This is a genomic window from Cellulophaga baltica 18 (genome assembly GCF_000468615.2).
Classification (GTDB): domain Bacteria; phylum Bacteroidota; class Bacteroidia; order Flavobacteriales; family Flavobacteriaceae; genus Cellulophaga; species Cellulophaga baltica.
This window is the reverse complement of sequence record NZ_CP009976.1, coordinates 3,934,530-3,951,168: the sequence shown is the minus strand read 5'-3', so window position 1 is coordinate 3,951,168 and position 16,639 is coordinate 3,934,530. Positions and strand designations below refer to the sequence as shown.

The window sequence follows — 16,639 nt, the reverse complement described above, 5'->3', positions numbered from 1 at the left end:
AATGTATATAAAAAGAACTTACTTAGTACTAATTTTATGTGTAACACTATTCTGTGTAAATGCACAAGAGGCTGTATGTTCTGGTGATGCGGATGCTTCTTTTTTAAATGCGCGGGCAATTGCCTTTGCAGGAAGTAGGTCAGAAGCCAGAGATACCTTGCAGTTTATACTTTCGAAGTATCCAAATTATACAGATGTGCGTACACTTCTTGCAAAAACATATAGTTGGGATGGTGCTTATGATGAAGCTAGGAAACAGTTTAATATTATTACCTCATTAGAAAAACAAAATAAAGAAGTTTGGGTAGCTGCTATAAAGAATGAAATTTATGCTGAGAATTATACTACCGCAGTGGGTTTATCTAATAAAGGTTTGTTATATCTTGCTGATGATGCAACACTAAGTGCATTAAAAGAAGAAGCTATTGCCGCTATCACAGCTTTACAAGTACCGGTATTTCTTCAAGAATTAGATACGCTACAAGTAGCTGTGAGTGAGCCAAAAAACAGCATTGATATTTCCGGGAGTATAGACGTTTTTGATAAGGTGTATGATCCTATGTATTTAACGAGTATAAGTTATACGAGACATACAAAATATGGGAGTATCATTCCTCGTATTAATTATGCCAATAGATTTAATACTAGTGGGGTTCAGTATGAAGTTGATGCGTACCCAAAATTTTCTGAAAAAGTATACATGTATACAAATTATGGTTTTTCTGATGCTAGTATTTTTCCAAAGCACAGAGGAGGGGCAGAGTTGTATGTAAATTTACCTAAGGCCATGGAGGTTTCTTTAGGGGCACGATATCTTAATTTTGTAACGAGTGATGTTTATATCTATACCGCATCTTTTGGTTTGTATAGCGGAAATTATTTTTTCTCTGTTAGGCCTTATGTCACGCCATCAGAAGGCAATACCTTTAGTGTTTCAGGTTCTTTGCTAGCGCGAAAGTACTTGAAAGATAAATACAATTATATTGGCGGTAATTTTAATTATGGATACACTTCAGACATCAAACAGTTTAGAAGCGGTACCACACTGTTAGCAGAAACCTTATTGTATTTAGAAACGCAACAGTTAAATCTAGAATACCAGTTTACCATTAAAAACAGCCCTAACACCCTTAAAACAATGATGGGAGTCACTAGACAAGAGTTGAGTTTTGATCCAGGTAATTTTTTTATAGCAGGAACTTTAGGTTTTATCTATCAAGTTAAGTTCTAAACATATTCATTATTTCTTCGAATTACGTTGACAACAAATTTCCCTAGTTTCACCACAATAAATTGTATCACTTCTACTATTCTTATACATTTATCATGTAATTAACCCAAATCTTTTAATTATGCTTTACGATACCTACGGCGATGAATATTTATCATTCTTACAAGATCTCAATGAGATTTTAAGTTTAAATGAATTAGTAGAATTAGATTTTTTCTAAAAAAAAGAGAGGCAGTAACGTACAAAAAAAAACAAACCTATGGCAAACAAGAATCAAGAAAACTCAGCTTATGTAAATTTCATCAACAATTTGAATGAAATTTTAGGAAATTATAATATTAACGAATTAAGTCGTTCTTAGAAAAAGAGAATTGTACATATAAAAAAGGCTCGCAAATTGCGAGCCTTTTTTTATTTTAACCTAAATAGGTTTTGAGTATTTTACTTCTAGAATTATGTTTCAGCTTACGAATAGCCTTTTCTCTAATTTGACGCACACGCTCACGTGTTAAATCAAAAGTCTGACCTATTTCTTCTAAGGTCATAGAGTGTTGGTCTCCAATTCCGTAATAAAGCTTCACGACATCTGCCTCACGTTGAGAAAGAGTTTCTAAAGCTCTATTAATCTCAATATTTAAAGACTGTTGTAATAATTGCTTATCAGGGTTAGGAGATTCTCCAGAACCAATTACATTATACAAGTTAGAATCTTCACCTTCTTTTAAAGGGGCATCCATAGATACATGCCTTCCCGTATTTTTAAGTGATTGCTGTACTTCACTTACCGTCATTTCTAATTCCTTTGCAATTTCTTCTGCAGAAGGTGGTCTTTCATGAGCTTGCTCTAGGTAAGAAAATGCTTTTTTAATCTTATTGATAGATCCAATTTTATTCAACGGCAAACGTACAATACGCGATTGTTCTGCTAAAGCTTGTAAAATTGCTTGTCGAATCCACCAAACGGCGTACGAGATAAATTTAAAACCTCTTGTTTCATCAAAACGTTTAGCAGCTTTCACTAAACCAACATTTCCTTCATTAATTAAATCTGGTAATGTAAGACCTTGATTTTGGTATTGCTTCGCAACAGATACCACAAAACGTAAATTCGCTGTAGTTAATTTTTCTAGGGCTACCTGATCTCCTTCTCTTATTCGTTGCGCTAAGTCAACCTCCTCATTTGCGGTTATTAAATCTATTTTACTGATATCTTGCAAGTATTTGTCTAAGGATTTAGACTCTCTATTGGTTACCTGCTTAATTATCTTTAGTTGCCTCATATATTTATCTATTGTTCGAACTGACATTATACACTTTTTTTTTGACTTTTCCAAATATGGAGGTAGATAAAAAAAATAAGTGAAATTAATTTATGGAATATTAAACCTTGTCTTCATTGTTTTTGCTCCCTATATTTGTGGGGTATGAGTAAAACAGCCTTAAAGAAATTCGTATCAGAAGCACCTAAAAAAGAATTAGAAGCGCAGCTTGTAGATTTGTATGAACGGTTTCCTGTGGTTAAAGAATATTATGATTTTATTTTTAATCCAAAAGAAGATAAACTTATTCAGGCTGCTAAAATTAAAATTTCAAATGAATATTTTCCTGTTCGTCGTAAGCGGGCACGTGCCAGAAGATCTATCGCTCAGAAATTTATAAAACACTATTTAAAGCTAGGTGTTGAAGCTCATCTCTTAGCAGATCTTATGCTTTATAATTTAGAAATAGCACAATCGTTCTCATCGGAAAAGAATGTGGCAGATACGTTTTATAAAAGTATGCTGAACTCTTTTGATCAAGCAGTAGTGTACATATCACAAGAAAATTTATTACAAGAATTTAATAAAAGAATAGCAACTATATATAATGCTGTAGAAGAACAGCATTGGCCTAATCTAGAAGAATTTTCTAGAGTTTTAGATAAAATTGATACATAAATAATTTATTTAAGAACTAATATTTTATTTAAGCACAAAAATCTGCTAGTTTTGTAAAATTGGCATTTTCGTACATGAGCTACAGAAATATCAACTAAAAACTTAAAGATAGGGCAACATTTGAAGTTAGAAAAGCAGACCACGGAGAAGACACTTTACGATTATCAATTAGAAGATTTGAATACTATTTTTACGTTTTTAAATGAATCTGATGATAATGTTAACCTCTTATATCAATTACCGACAGGTGGAGGAAAAACAGTAGTTTTTTCAGAAATAGCGCGCCGTTTTATTAACGAGCGGAAGAAAAAAGTAATTGTACTTACGCACCGAATAGAATTGGGGGCTCAAACCTCAAGAATGCTTAAAACATTTGGGGTAAAAAATAAAGTAATTAATAGTAGTGTCAAGGAACTTGTAGATCAAGATGAATACATGTGTTTCGTGGCGATGGTAGAGACCTTAAACAATAGGCTACAAGAAGAAAAAGTAGAACTTAATGATATTGGTCTTGTCATTATAGATGAGGCGCATTATAACTCGTTCCGTAAGCTTTTTAAATATTTCGAAAATTCTATTATTTTAGGGGTTACGGCAACACCTCTAAGTTCTAATATTAAGCTTCCGATGAAAGATAACTATAAGAAGCTTATCATTGGGGAGTCTATACAATCATTGATTGATAAGAACTTTCTAGCCAAAGCAGAGGTATATCATAAAGATGTAAGTTTAAAGACCTTGAAACTTGGTGTTGGTGGAGATTATACCGTGAAATCTTCCGACGAGCTCTATGGAAATTTCAGCATGGTGTCTAAGTTAATATCAACCTATGAAGAAATTGGGAAGGGTAAAAAAACATTAATTTTTAATAACGGAATTAATACGTCTCGATATGTTTATGAGTCTTTTAAAAAGGCAGGTTACAACATTCGCCATTTAGACAATAAGAATACTGCTTCTGAGCGGAAGGATATTTTAAAATGGTTTTCTGAGACTCCAGATGCTATTTTATCTTCTGTAAGTATTTTAACTACTGGTTTTGATGAGCCTACAGTAGAAACTATCATCTTAAATAGAGCTACAAAATCACTCACCCTATACTTTCAAATGATAGGTAGAGGTTCTCGTATCTTACCGAACAAAGATACGTTTACGGTAATCGATATGGGAAATAACGTGGCTCGTTTTGGAATGTGGGATGCGCCTATAGATTGGAAAGAAATTTTTCATTTTCCAGATTTCTACTTAGAGAATATTAGAAATGATGAGGAAATAGAGCGCGACTTTGTATATGAAATGCCTGATGATTTACGGGCTCAATTTTCAAAATCATCAAACTTAAGTTTTGATGTAAAAGCAGAATATAAAAAGGTTTTTGCTGAAGGGAAAAAATCTAAATTGGTTTTAGAGCGCAGTATAGATCAGCATGCTAGAATTTGTATAGAGAATAGTGAAGATGTTTTTGATGCCCGTATTCTAGCCAAACAATTAAAAGACGATATTGAGTATAGAGTTCGTTTGTATTCCTACTGTATCATGAATAATACAAAAAACTATAAGGAATGGCTTGCAGAAGATTATGAGCGTAAATTACGTTTAAAAATCTCACAAAAATTTTCCGAAAAGTTATAGTAAAATAAAATGCAAATAGTATTATTTATAGGTGTAAATTGGCCAGAGCTTACGACTGCTGCTGGAACACGTATGATGCAATTACTTCAAGTTTTCCTGAAAAGAAATGACCAGGTAACTTTTGCAAGTACTGCTTCAGAATCCGACTTTAGTATTGATTTAAACGCACTACAGATTTCCAAAGCTCCAATTAAACTGAATAGTGCCTCTTTTGATGTGTTTGTATCAGATTTACAACCAGATATTGTCATCTTCGATCGCTTTATAATAGAAGAGCAATTTGGTTGGAGAGTAGTTGCACATGCGCCTAATGCGCTCCGTGTTTTAGATACAGAAGATATTCATAGCTTGCGCAATATCCGTCAAGAATTATTTAAAAAACAGGTTCCGTTTTCTTCCAAATTATGGTTGCAAACCGATATGGCAAAACGGGAAATAGCCAGTATATATCGTTGTGATATCAGTTTAATTATTTCCACCTTTGAAATGGAGCTCTTGCAGAAAAGAGCTAAAGTAGATTCGGCACTTTTATTACATGTACCGTTTATAGTAGAGGTAATTTCTGAAGAGCAAGCATCGTCCTACCCAGATTTTTCAGCACGGAAAGATTTCATTTGTATTGGTAACGGTAAACATGCTCCTAATGTAGATGCTGTTTTGTGGTTGAAAACTAAAATTTGGCCGCTAATTAAAAAACAACTACCAGAAGCCAATTTGCACATTTATGGCTCCTATTTAGCGCAACAGGTGGTGCAAATGCATAAGCCACAAGAAGGTTTTTATGTAAACGGTTTTACTGAAAATTTGGAAGACACATTTGTGCATGCTAGATTAAATCTTGCTCCCTTGCGTTTCGGGGCAGGGATAAAAGGGAAGCTGTTAGATAGCATGCGTTTTGGTACGCCAAGTATCACTACGCCAATAGGAGTAGAGGGTATGGCAAATGGGTTGCCATGGAATGGAGCAATCGCTATAGATGAGGTAGATTTTGCAGCAAAGGCTATCGCATTGTATACGAATGAGGCCAAATGGATAGAAGCCCAAGAGAATGGATTTAAAATTTTACAAACCAATTATGACGCTGTCCGTTTAGAACATCAATTTATAACAGTCTTAGAAAAAATCCAGAAAAACCTAATACGTCACCGGCAAGAAAACATTGTAGGCAATTTGTTGCTGCATCAAACAATGCAAAGTACCAAATATATGGCTAAGTGGATTGAAGCTAAAAATGCCTAAGTATTAGAATTAACTTTTTTTGCGGTCTTAAATTATACCTGCTATCTCTTTACATACCATTTGTATTTAAGCAAACTATCCATATATTTTCTCTTATCTTTGAAGCATTAAAGTGAAATTGAAAAATGGAAAAAATCAACTGGAAAACGGTAAAGGAATTTGAAGATATTACCTATAAAAAGTGTGATGGAGTTGCGCGTATAGCATTTAATAGACCTAATGTGCGTAATGCTTTCAGACCTAAAACGACAAGTGAATTATACCAAGCATTTTACGATGCTCAAGAAGATACCTCAATAGGGGTTGTTTTACTTACGGCAGAAGGGCCATCTACAAAAGACGGCGTGTATTCTTTCTGTAGTGGTGGAGATCAAAAAGCTAGGGGCCATCAGGGTTATGTAGGTGAAGATGGTATGCATCGCTTAAATATATTAGAAGTACAAAGATTAATTCGTTTTATGCCAAAAGCAGTCATCGCTGTTGTTCCGGGTTGGGCCGTAGGTGGTGGTCATTCATTACATGTGGTGTGTGATTTAACCTTGGCAAGTAAAGAACATGCTATATTCAAGCAAACCGATGCAGATGTCACTAGTTTTGATGGTGGCTATGGTTCTGCTTACTTGGCAAAAATGGTAGGTCAGAAAAAAGCACGTGAAATTTTCTTTTTAGGAAGAAACTATTCGGCACAGGAGGCTTACGACATGGGAATGGTAAATGCTGTTATCCCTCATGATGAGCTAGAAGATACTGCGTACCAGTGGGCGCAAGAGATTTTAGAAAAATCGCCAACCTCTATTAAGATGCTTAAATTTGCTATGAATTTAACAGATGATGGTATGGTAGGGCAGCAAGTATTTGCAGGAGAAGCTACACGTTTAGCCTATATGACAGAAGAAGCGAAAGAAGGTAGAAATGCCTTTTTGGAAAAGCGTAAACCAGATTTTGGTAAAAACAAATGGATTCCATAAGGAGAGGAAAACAATAGTTTAAAGTTTATTTTATTTTCAGAAATTAAAAAAGACCTATTCAGTGAAGAAAAGGCCTTTTACGAGAACACTATATGAAAATGAAAAATTTTATTCTGTTTTTGTAACACTGCTAAAGTATAGTAGTTTTGCATCTTTTTAAAACTATTGTTGTGAACCTATCATTTTATGTGGTGTAGGTTTTAAAAGATGTTATTTAGCTTAAAAAGATTAAAAAATATATTTCGAATACAACAAACTATGTCGTTCAAAAAGTTACAGCCAGAATTAAAAGAGGTCTTAGAAAATCAAGGAATTACCCAGTATACCGATTTTCAAAAAGCGGTACTTTCTAAAATAAAAGGAGGAGCAAGTGTTTTTGGAATTGCTCCAGAAGGTGCGGGAAAAACAACAGCTATTGTTATTGCTGTACTTCAAAAGTTAGAATGCAAAGCTTTTGAAGATGCTCCTAGAGCCTTAATCTTTGTAAAAGATAAAAAATCGGCCTTAGAATTAGCGGCAGAGTTTGAAAAATACACTAGAAGAATGGATATTCGGGTGTACTGTGCTTACGATGAACAAAGCATAGAGGACCAGCGTGCAGATATATATGACGGGGTAGATGTGGTAATAGCGACACCAAAACGTTTAAATAAAATATTTTACCTCAACGGTATTAATCTTGGAGCTCTAAAAATGTTCATGGTAGAAGATGCTGAATTTTTAATTAAAGCAAGTTCTTATTCAGATTTAATTAGAACACCAGAGAGTTTAGAAAAATGTCAATACATTGTTTTTGGAACTGAGTTTGATGAGCGAATGACTAGAATGCAAGATGCATTTATGGCAAATGCACATATTGTTCAAACGAAGTAAAATTTACTAGTAGTATATATTAAAAAAGAGCTTTAACCATTGGTTAAAGCTCTTTTTACGAGAACACTATATGAAAATGAAAAACTAATCTAATTTCTTTATTACATAGTAAATATACACTTCAAATTAGGGTTCTTGTAACTATTGTTGTCAACTTAGGGATAATTGTGGTATAGCGCTTGAAAATTGTTTTTAACCACATAGAACGCTGTACTTATTCCTGTATAGCTTTAATAATTTCACTTAAAAATTCATTCACATCAAAAATTGGGTTTTCAGAAAGTCCCATGCGTACTACGACTAAATCTTTTGAAGGCACGATAAAGACATATTGTCCTTGAAAGCCATTGGCTGAATACATGTCTCTAGGTACATCCGGGAATTTTCCACCAGCATTTAGCCAAAAATGTGCTCCATAAACGCCCTCTGAATTTTTTGTAGGAGTTGCTACGTATTTTGACCAATTTTCATCAAACAATTGCGTTCCATTCCAGTTACCTTTATTGAGGTAAAGAATCCCAAATTTAGCCCAATCACGTGTAGTTGCCCATCCATAAGAAGAGCCTACATAATTACCGTCCATATCTGCTTCTAATAACATAGAGTGCATGTCTATTTTATCAATGAGTGTTTTATATGGAAAATCTAAGTATTCTTGTCGATTAGTAAACCGATCTCTTAAAATGCCCGATAGTAAATTTGTAGTTCCTGAGGAATAATTCCAGATTTCTGTTGGTTTAGCGATAGCTTCTTTTTCTGCTTGCATTTTCGTCATATCATTAGCTAAAAATAACATTTTAGTGACATCAGATATTCGGGTATAGTTCTCTTCCCAATCTAATCCGCTTTGCATTCGTAACAGGTGGTTCAGGGTAATATTTTTTCGTTCATCCTTTTGCCATTCAGCAATAGGAGCAGGGGCATTTAAATCTATTTTTCCTTGATATTCAAGCATTCCATATAAAGTTGCTAGTACACTTTTAGTCATAGACCAGCCTAAGATTTTGGACTCTTTTGTAAAGCCCTTTGCATATTTCTCTCCAATAATCTGACCTTTGTGGTAGATTAGAACACTTCTTGTTTTTTTTATAGCTGGTTCAGAAAAAGCATGTTCTAGGGCTGCCTGTAGTTTTGTGAAATTTACATTTGTCAATAAACTATCAGTCCCTAGTTTAACTTCAAAAGGATATTCAGATGTACTGGTGTTAGTTCTATTAGGTTGCAGGTACGGCTGGTTTTCATCATAAGATTCATTTACTAAGACACATCCTAAGCCTTCTCTGTAAACTGTTTTCCTTGGCATTAGTCCAAATATAGTACCTATAGCACTTTTAGCGCTAAGTTCTACTTTAGCTAATTTAATAAGGGGAACGTTATTATCATTTTCGGCTACAGATTCTGGAGTTCTATCACTTATAAAAACATTTGAGGCCATGTTTTTTGAAGCAAAACCAGCGATTAAATTTAATTTAGGATAATTTAAGTAGCCAATGACAAGCAGTGCAAGGGCAAGTATGATGAGAATTCTTTTGAAAATTTTCATTGAAAACGGATTTGTAGATTTATTGTATCTTTAATTAACGTATAAATATAGCTAATAAATAAGGCTTTAGTGAGCTAGAATATAACAAGTGTATGTATATTGATTTTATAGTGTAACGCGGTTGCAAGAGGTATAAAAGAAGAAGTGCTTTATTGCGGTAAAAATGGGTTAATGCTATAATCATATGTATAGAATGCTGTTTACGAAAAGTGTAAACTCCCAAATTAAAAATTACTAATGATGGTTTTAAAAAAATGTTATTATGTAGTAGTAGTTTTATTTTTATTGGCAAGCTGTAAGCAGGAAGAAAAGCAAAAATTAGATTTGCATGATTGGCAGCCTTTGAAGGTAACGGTAACTGCGTATAATTCTTTGCCTTCACAGACTACAGCCAAAAATGCGAATATAGCCGCTTGGGGAGATACCTTAAAGCCTGGGATGAAAAGCATAGCGGTTTCTCGAGATTTAATGCGAAAAGGATTAAAATACAACACCATGGTTAGAATAGATACTTTTCCAGATACTTTTTTAGTAAAAGATAAAATGCATTTTAGACATCGAAATAAGATAGATGTGTATATGGGAACTAATAAAAAAAAAGCAAAGGAGTGGGGTAGAAAAAAACTTACTATTTTTTATTTAAAAGAAGAAGATAGTACTCTTTTGTCTGCGGCTATTCGTTAATTTTAGTTTTTTAATATTAAATAGGAGTTGAGCTAATGAAGAATTATTTTTTGTGTGGATTGTTGTTTCTTGCAATGACCTCATGTGTGGTAGAAAAAACGATAATAGAAAAACCTATTGTTTTTGATGCGGAGCGAGAACAATTAACACTAGAGTATATGAAAGATAGGTATGGTTTAGAAGCTACTACCTCAAAAATAAGTCCAAAAATGATTGTTCTTCATTGGACGGTCATTCCTACTTTAAAGGGGTCATATGATGCTTTTTACAGTGCTAAATTACCCAATTGGAGGCCTGATTTAGAAAATGTAAGCGGATTAAATGTTTCTTCTCAATTTTTAATTGACCAAGATGGGACTATTTATCAATTAATGCCGGAGAACCAAATGGCAAGGCATGTCATAGGATTAAACCATTGTGCAATTGGTGTAGAAAACGTGGGTGGTGGTACAGATTTACCATTATCTAGAAAGCAATTGAAATCCAATATATGGTTAGTAAAATATTTAAAAGATAAATATGATATAGACTATGTTATTGGTCATTATGAATATACTAATTTTGAAGGCCATGAGCTATGGCTCGAAACGGATGCGGGATACCGAACGGTAAAAACAGATCCAGGAGAGCGTTTCATGAAAAAAGTGCGTAAAGCAACTAAAAAATTAGAATTTAAACCTGTCCCTGAAAATTAAAAATATGAAATTATACATTCTCTTCATCTCATTCATAATGAGCTTATCAGCTTCTTGTCAATCAAAAATGGCAGAAACTACGCTAAAAGAAAATACAGAAAAGCAAGCAGATATAACTTCGGCGCTTTATGATACATATGATGCTTATAAGGAATCTAGTTTAGCTAAAAGAAGAATCAAACACCACGATATACAACCTCTAATAGCGAAGTTTAAAGCGAAAGAAGGATATACCGTAACTAAGGTAGGAGAATCTATAGAAGGTAGACCTTTATCTTTAATAAGTGTAGGGAGCGGAGCAACCAATGTTTTTTTATGGTCTCAAATGCATGGCGATGAGCCAACGGCTACACAGGCCATTTTTGATATTCTTAATTTTTTAGACAGTAAGGACTTTCAAAAAGAAAAGGCCTCTATATTACGTAATCTAACCCTTCATTTTCTGCCCATGCTAAATCCTGATGGGGCAGAAGTATATACGCGTAGAAATACCTTAGGAATAGATATTAATAGAGATGCTCTTGCACTACAATCACCAGAAGGCAGAACACTTAAAAGAGTACGTGATAGCTTAGATGCAGATTTTGGTTTTAATCTACACGATCAAAGTACTTATTATAATGCTGAGCGAACAGAGAAACCAGCTACAATTTCTTATTTAGCACCAGCTTATAATTATGAAAAAGATATAAATGATGTGCGTGCGAATGCTATGAAAATTATTGTTTATATGAATAAGATTATTCAAAATTATGCTCCAGGTCAAGTAGGGAGGTATAATGATGATTTTGAGCCTAGAGCATTTGGTGATAATATTCAGAAATGGGGTACAAGTGCTATTTTAATAGAATCAGGAGGCTTTAATAAGGATACCGAAAAGCAAGAAATTAGAAAACTTAATTACGTTTCTATTTTGTCTGCAATCTATACAATATCTAATAAAAGCTATACGGAAATAGCTATAGCTGATTATGAGAAAATACCGGAAAATGACCGTAAGCTTTTCGATCTAAAAATTGAAGACCTTACTTATAAGCTGTTAGGAAAGGAATACACTCTAGATTTGGGTATTCAGAGATTTGAAAATGATAAGCCAAATCATAATGATTTTTGGATTTCTAGTAGTATTGTAGAACAAGGAGATTTATCTACGTATTATGGATATGAGACTTTTGATGCTAAGGGGTATACGGCAACCTTAGGAAAAGTTTATCCTAATAAAATTTCTTCCATGACAGAGTTTTTAAAGTTAGATACTTTTGAATTATTAAAGCAGGGGTACTTATTTGTTTCTGTAAACGGAATACCGGAAAAAATTATGGAATCTCCTTTGCCATTAAATATTACAAGAGGTAGCTACAAAGCTCCTGCTAATTTGAGATTAGCAATAGGTGTTAATCCATCATTCTTCTTAGAAAAAAATGGAAAAATCATGTATGCTGTGGTAAATGGGTATTTGATTGATTTGCAATCAAAGGCAACCTCGTTTAAGAATGCTATAATCCTAAAATAGCCTATTCGTACAAATAACCTAATGTTACACTTACACTGGTCATATTTAAGAGAAGTAAAACAAGCATAGAAATAAGTAAGAGTGTAATAAAAGCAAATAGTGCTATAGCAAATGCTTTAACCCAAACGGGCATTCCGTGTAATGAACTCTGTTCTATAATTTGGTACATAACATTCATAAGATTTCTTTTTAAGTGTTACATAGCTAAATATGTTAAGTAGGCAAGGTGTCGGGGGGCATCCTTTATATATAAAACAACTATAAACTTAAATACCCTACCTAGAAACGTATAAATAAAAAAAGGGGATGCTGTGAAGCATCCCCTTTTTTTGGTGATATATTTAAACTTTATTAAAGACCTTCAGAATCTAATAAAGCGAAGAACTTATCTAAGTTAGGAATAATTACTATTCTTGTTCTTCTGTTTTTAGATCTATTTTCTTTTGAATCATTTTCTACTAAAGGTAAGTAGCTACTTCTACCAGAAGCAATTAATTTTTCTGGAGCAACCTTGTATTTATTTTGTAAAATACGTACTACAGATGTTGCTCTTTTTACACTTAAATCCCAGTTATCTTGAAACATTGGAGTTTGAATAGTTCTAGAATCAGTATGACCTTCAACCATTACTTCCATACTTGGCTCAGAATTAATTACATCAGCAATTTTCTTAAGGATATTGTTTGCTTTGTTACTTACTGTGTAACTACCACTGTTAAAAAGTAATTTATCAGAGATATTAATCATAACAACAGTTTTATCGATATCGATATTTACATCATCCTCATCATCTGAAATAGATTTCTTTAAATTATAAGAAATAGCTAAGTTGATAGAGTCTTCCATTGTTTTAGCATTCGCTAAAAGAGCAGGATCTACTTTACTTAGAGTAGCTTTCATTTTTTCTTTAGTGTTGTTGCTCATTACAGCAATATCATCTACAGAACTATATTGAGAATCGTTTACTTCTTTTAATGAATTTATTTTATCATTATACTCAGTAACTCTAGCTTCAATTTTAGTCATCTTAGCTTCAAGATCTTCTTTTTCAACTTGAGTTTTAGTTAAGATACTTTTTGTGTTATTTAAATCAGACTCTAAGGCTACATATTTTTTCTTAGATACACATGAGCTTAAAGCAACAATCGATACAATAGTGATTACAGATAATTTCTTCATTTTATAATTTTTAGTTATTTCTAATAAACAATTTCATTCTATGCTTATTATCTACGATGAAAATTCAAAAAAAGACGTCTTAATTTAAAAAAACAAAGGCCACTCAAATAGGGTGGCCTTGTAAAATATTGTTAATCTGATAGTTATTCGCAACCGCCTGTAAAACCTTTTGCATTAAATTTTGTTTGAACAGCTCCTTGTAAGCTACCTGATGTTACTTGTATGGCTAAGTTGTTCTCGCCACTACCATCACGTTTTGGGCTACAGTACTCAAATAAGTAGAAGCTATTTGCTCGTTGTGATACTAAATAAGAGATATTGTTAAAGGTTGTTTCTAATTCGGCTTTATTACCAGCAAACACACTAGACGTTTTTCCTATACTCGATAAAACCTCAGTATCAATCTCGCTTCCTAAACCAATAGTGAAGTAAGAAATATTTAAGCTTGCATTTTTAACCTTATCTAAAGCAGCTTTCTCAGTATAGCGAGAGGCTTGATCTGTACCATCTGTAAAGATTACAATTGATGCAGCACCAATGATGTCATTATTTTTAGTGTCATTGATTAATTTTTCTGCTTTCTCTGTAGATTTAATTACAGCACCATAAAGGTCTGTTGAAGGGTCATTGCTTATATCATTGGTAATTCCGTCTATAGAAGCAATCAACTCTTCTTTAGAAGCTGTTAGATCATTTAATAGGTGAAGTTCATCTTCGCCGTCAAACCAATAGATCGCCATTTTGTTAGATGCAGTTTCTATTTCAGGCATTACGTTATTAATAAAACTAACAGAAGCCGTTTTTAGTTCTTGTAAACTGCTGCTTAAAACACTATTACTTAAATCTAATACTAATAAGGTGCTATTGTTGAAAATCTGAGCGTTAGGAGAAATTCTTGCTTGTGCTTCAGATGTAGATATCTTATTAAAACAATCATCATTTCTACCTTGCTCGTAAATGGTAAATTGATTGGCGGTTAAACCAGGTACTGGATTTCCTTCGGTATCAGACACTTTAAAGAATATAGAAACTTTTCCTGGTAAGGTTGTAAACTGATCTTGAATAGATAAGGTAAGTTGACTAGTGCCTAAATCTAAACACGGATCTACTGTAGAACCTTGTCCTAAATCAGAACCGGTACTCGGATTAAAGAAAACATCGTTCTCTGCGTTTCCACAAGAAAACAAGGTAAATAATGCTATAAGATAAAATGACGACTTCAATATTTTATTCATTTTCAATTTTTTAAATGTTCAAGCGTTATAACGCTTATTGTGCTACAAAATTATATATATGTTTTTGATTAACTGTTAAACATTGTTAAGATTTATTCTGACATCTTCTGTGAGCTTCATATTAAATGTATGTTAAAACCTTATATATCGCGCAGTAAGAATGAAATCACTTCGTATTTTCAATATCTTGTACGTCGGTTATTCAAAGATTGACTCAAAGAGTATGCCATCATAGTCTTTGTAATTTGAGATAATGATAATTTAGTACCCTTACGTATTAAAAAGAAATTACAGGTATTTTTATGACGCATGAATTTAAAAAAATAGTAGCCGCTCATGTAGCAGCAAAGGCAAAAGATATAAAAAGTGTTTTAGCGACTGTAGTTGCCTTGGAGGGTTCATCCTATAGAAAACCAGGTGTGCGCATGCTTTTGTTGGCTAATGGAGAAATGGTAGGTGCGGTAAGTGGTGGTTGTGTAGAAAAGGAAATACAACTACAAGCACAATCTGTATTTGAAACAACTATTCCTAAAATGATGACCTACGATGGACGATACCGTCTGGGGTGTGAGGGAGTCTTATATATATTAATAGAACCTTTTAATCTCTCGAACTTATTTATAGAAACCTTCCATAACGCGCTTAAGGATCGGCTCAGTTTTAAAATTACTTCGTATTATAAAAAAGAAGTTATACAAGAAATTGGCTTAGGAACCAAGGTGCAATTTCAAAGTAGTACGTATCCGGTGAGTTTGAAACATCCTTTGAATACAGATTGCAAAAGTTTAGAAGAGCGGATGTCTCCTTGTTTTAAATTACTAATCATCGGAACGGAGCATGATGCTGTCATATTATCTAGTATGGCTCATTTAATGGGTTGGGAGGTACATATAGTGGCACATCCTTTAGAAGCTAAAACAATGTCGGATTTTCCTGGTAGTTCTGCTTTTGAGCAAATTACGCCTGAAAATTACGACGCAAGTGAACTAGATGCACAAACAGCTGTTGTGTTAATGAATCATAGTTATGCTAAAGACCTGTTGTTTCTACAAGCCCTACAATATAGTACTCCTGCCTATGTTGGGATTTTGGGGCCTATGCACCGCAGAGAAAAGCTGCTTGATGAAATTATAGATAAGAATCCAGAGGTTTCAGAAGATTTTATAGGCATTATCTATGGACCTGCGGGTTTAAATATAGGATCTGTGACGCCGGAAGAGATTGCCCTTTCTATTTTAGCAGAGATTATGTCGGTAGTGCGGAAGGAAAATCCTATGTTCCTAAAGGATAAACTAAATCAATATTCTAATTGATGCAGAAAATAGCATTGTTACTATTAGCCGCAGGAGCATCTTCTAGAATGAAAGATCATATAAAGCAATTGTTACCTTATAAGGATTCCACCTTGTTAGAACACGCTGTTAAAAACGCAAAGTCGAGTAAGGTAGCTGAAGTTTTTGTCGTAATGGGAGCTAATTATGATACTATTCTAGCTGCTACAACGTTAAAAAAAGTTTCTATTGTAAGGAATGAAGAATGGCATTTAGGTTTGGGGAGTTCAATAGCTAAAGGAGTAGAATATATAGGTAGTTTATCACAAAACTATGAGGCTATATTAATTGGATTAGCAGATCAACCTTTAATGGATGCAACATTTTACAATCAACTCATCACTACATATCAAGAAACAAAATCAGATTGCGTAGCTACTAATTATGGTTCAAAGAAGGGGGTGCCTGCCTTATTTACAAAAAAACATTTTAGTGTTCTAGCGGGTTTGAATCAAGATTCTGGCGCACAAAAGCTTTTGATTGATAAAAATACACTCAGTATTGATAGTGCCGCTAAACATACGGATATAGATACATGGGAAGATTATCAATGGCTGCTAAATAAGATAGCGCAATAAT

General features: G+C 33.6%; 16 protein-coding genes. 11 read left to right on the top strand and 5 right to left on the bottom strand.

What is annotated here, in order from left to right; all coding sequences use genetic code 11:
• Position 1: 1 nt before the first annotated feature.
• A complete protein-coding gene (locus M666_RS17000; protein ID WP_029445214.1) occupies positions 2–1,231 on the top strand; it encodes a YaiO family outer membrane beta-barrel protein in 1,230 nt (409 codons plus the stop codon).
• Positions 1,232–1,647: 416 nt separating this feature from the next.
• On the opposite strand, the gene M666_RS16995 is transcribed toward M666_RS17000, so the two are convergent.
• A complete protein-coding gene (locus tag M666_RS16995; protein WP_024481196.1) occupies positions 1,648–2,511 on the bottom strand; it encodes a sigma-70 family RNA polymerase sigma factor in 864 nt (287 codons plus the stop codon).
• Between the two features lie 144 nt (positions 2,512–2,655).
• Between M666_RS16995 and M666_RS16990 the strand changes: the two genes are divergently transcribed.
• From M666_RS16990 to M666_RS16970, 5 genes are all read left to right on the top strand, one after another.
• Positions 2,656–3,168, top strand: a complete 513-nt coding sequence (locus M666_RS16990; protein WP_024481195.1) for a DUF6155 family protein — start codon at positions 2,656–2,658, stop codon at positions 3,166–3,168.
• A gap of 120 nt (positions 3,169–3,288) precedes the next feature.
• On the top strand, positions 3,289–4,800 hold the full coding sequence (locus M666_RS16985; protein WP_025615489.1) for a DEAD/DEAH box helicase: 1,512 nt from the start codon (positions 3,289–3,291) through the stop codon (positions 4,798–4,800).
• A gap of 9 nt (positions 4,801–4,809) precedes the next feature.
• Entirely contained in the window at positions 4,810–6,039 is a 1,230-nt protein-coding gene (locus M666_RS16980; protein WP_029445215.1) for a glycosyltransferase family 4 protein, read from the top strand.
• Positions 6,040–6,164: 125 nt separating this feature from the next.
• Positions 6,165–7,007, top strand: coding sequence for a 1,4-dihydroxy-2-naphthoyl-CoA synthase (locus M666_RS16975; RefSeq protein WP_024481192.1), 843 nt, complete (start codon positions 6,165–6,167; stop codon positions 7,005–7,007).
• A 258-nt stretch (positions 7,008–7,265) separates the two neighbouring features.
• Positions 7,266–7,880 carry a DEAD/DEAH box helicase gene (locus tag M666_RS16970; RefSeq protein ID WP_024481191.1) on the top strand — a complete coding sequence of 205 codons (615 nt, stop codon included), beginning with the start codon at positions 7,266–7,268 and terminating at the stop codon, positions 7,878–7,880.
• Between the two features lie 214 nt (positions 7,881–8,094).
• Here the strand turns inward: M666_RS16970 and M666_RS16965 are convergent, their stop codons facing one another.
• Complete coding sequence (locus M666_RS16965; RefSeq protein WP_029445216.1) at positions 8,095–9,423, bottom strand: serine hydrolase domain-containing protein; 1,329 nt, start codon at positions 9,421–9,423, stop codon at positions 8,095–8,097.
• A gap of 237 nt (positions 9,424–9,660) precedes the next feature.
• On the opposite strand from M666_RS16965, the gene M666_RS16960 reads away from it, so the two are divergent.
• From M666_RS16960 to M666_RS16950, 3 genes are read left to right on the top strand one after another with little or no spacing between them, the layout of a single operon-like run.
• Positions 9,661–10,107, top strand: coding sequence for a 3D domain-containing protein (locus M666_RS16960; RefSeq protein WP_316932428.1), 447 nt, complete (start codon positions 9,661–9,663; stop codon positions 10,105–10,107).
• A 35-nt stretch (positions 10,108–10,142) separates the two neighbouring features.
• Positions 10,143–10,802, top strand: a complete 660-nt coding sequence (locus M666_RS16955) for a peptidoglycan recognition protein family protein (protein WP_029445218.1) — start codon at positions 10,143–10,145, stop codon at positions 10,800–10,802.
• 4 nt (positions 10,803–10,806) lie between these two features.
• Positions 10,807–12,315 (top strand): M14 family zinc carboxypeptidase, encoded by a 1,509-nt coding sequence (locus M666_RS16950; RefSeq protein ID WP_039325984.1) that lies wholly within the window; start codon positions 10,807–10,809, stop codon positions 12,313–12,315.
• A 1-nt stretch (position 12,316) separates the two neighbouring features.
• Here M666_RS16950 and M666_RS20520 read toward each other — a convergent pair whose 3' ends face one another.
• From M666_RS20520 to M666_RS16940, 3 genes are all read right to left on the bottom strand, one after another.
• On the bottom strand, positions 12,317–12,493 hold the full coding sequence (locus tag M666_RS20520) for a hypothetical protein (RefSeq protein WP_158400256.1): 177 nt from the start codon (positions 12,491–12,493) through the stop codon (positions 12,317–12,319).
• A gap of 173 nt (positions 12,494–12,666) precedes the next feature.
• Positions 12,667–13,494: an OmpA/MotB family protein gene (locus M666_RS16945; protein WP_024481186.1), complete on the bottom strand. Its 828-nt coding sequence runs from the start codon at positions 13,492–13,494 to the stop codon at positions 12,667–12,669.
• Positions 13,495–13,637: 143 nt separating this feature from the next.
• The gene (locus M666_RS16940; RefSeq protein ID WP_024481185.1) at positions 13,638–14,729 is read right to left on the bottom strand and encodes a vWA domain-containing protein; all 1,092 of its coding nucleotides are present in this window, start codon (positions 14,727–14,729) and stop codon (positions 13,638–13,640) included.
• 302 nt (positions 14,730–15,031) lie between these two features.
• On the opposite strand from M666_RS16940, the gene M666_RS16935 reads away from it, so the two are divergent.
• On the top strand, positions 15,032–16,042 hold the full coding sequence (locus M666_RS16935) for an XdhC family protein (RefSeq protein ID WP_029445220.1): 1,011 nt from the start codon (positions 15,032–15,034) through the stop codon (positions 16,040–16,042).
• The gene (locus M666_RS16930; protein ID WP_029445221.1) at positions 16,042–16,638 is read left to right on the top strand and encodes a nucleotidyltransferase family protein; all 597 of its coding nucleotides are present in this window, start codon (positions 16,042–16,044) and stop codon (positions 16,636–16,638) included. Before M666_RS16935 ends, M666_RS16930 begins: the two co-directional genes overlap by 1 nt.
• The last annotated feature ends 1 nt before the right edge of the window (position 16,639 follow it).